Here is an 879-nt window from a genome sequence, read left to right on the forward strand (position 1 = left end):
GCCGGAGTATAAAAATGGGGCCATAATCTTTGATTATGTCGATATTAATAATTAAAAAGCCGCTTACATGCGTGTTGGTAAACAAGGTTGGGAGTTCAATCAGATTGAAAACGGTATTGAAAATATCGATATCGTCGCTGACACCTTTGTTCCGGAAACAATTACTGTTGGTGAGCCAAATGCGATGACATTGGTCGTAGATGGCAGCGTCGCGTCCATTGTAGTAGATGGTGTTGTAAAAACAGCTTATGACTTCGGAGAATTACTGAACGATGGCTCGATTGGTATTCAAAATCACAATGCTGAGTCAGATTTTACTATCTCGATGGCACCATCGAATTGGGCTCCGTCACTCTTGGATCAGCAGCAGTCTATGCGCATCGACCAAGGGAGTATAGATTCAGATAATGTCATTACTACAGCCACAGATGCGGAGGGTGACATTCTTATCGTTCAATCATTTACTCAGGGCAGTAACGGAGCTGTTCTTGATAATGGTGACGGCACATTCACATACACTCCAGTAGATGGTTTTCTCGGTCGAGACAGTTATCAAGTAACGATATCCGATGGGTTTAATGTATCAGTAGCCACTGTGGTCGTTGATGTACTTCCTGATGCAGCTTTGGTTGTTGAAAATTGCGCTAATTATGGTCTGAATGCAGAGGCTTCATTGGTTGATATCGATGGCTCAGAAACTCTGTCTGTAATGTTATTGGACCTGCCCGTAGGATCTATAGTGACGGACGGAGCCCTCACTGCTGAGGTGATGGTAATCGACGGTATTTCTCAAGCACTACTTACAGGTTTTGATTTGGGCAATCTCGAAATATCCCACCCAGAAGGCTTTAATGGCAGTTACGATCTATTAGTTAATGC

Annotated in this window: 1 protein-coding gene; it reads left to right on the top strand. The window is 43.2% G+C overall.

What is annotated here, in order from left to right; genetic code table 11:
* Positions 1–67: 67 nt before the first annotated feature.
* A partial coding sequence (locus A3739_RS26980; RefSeq protein ID WP_156502888.1) for an Ig-like domain-containing protein occupies positions 68–879 on the top strand: 812 nt, incomplete at its 3' end.

It is taken from the genome of Oleiphilus sp. HI0067 (assembly GCF_001635735.1).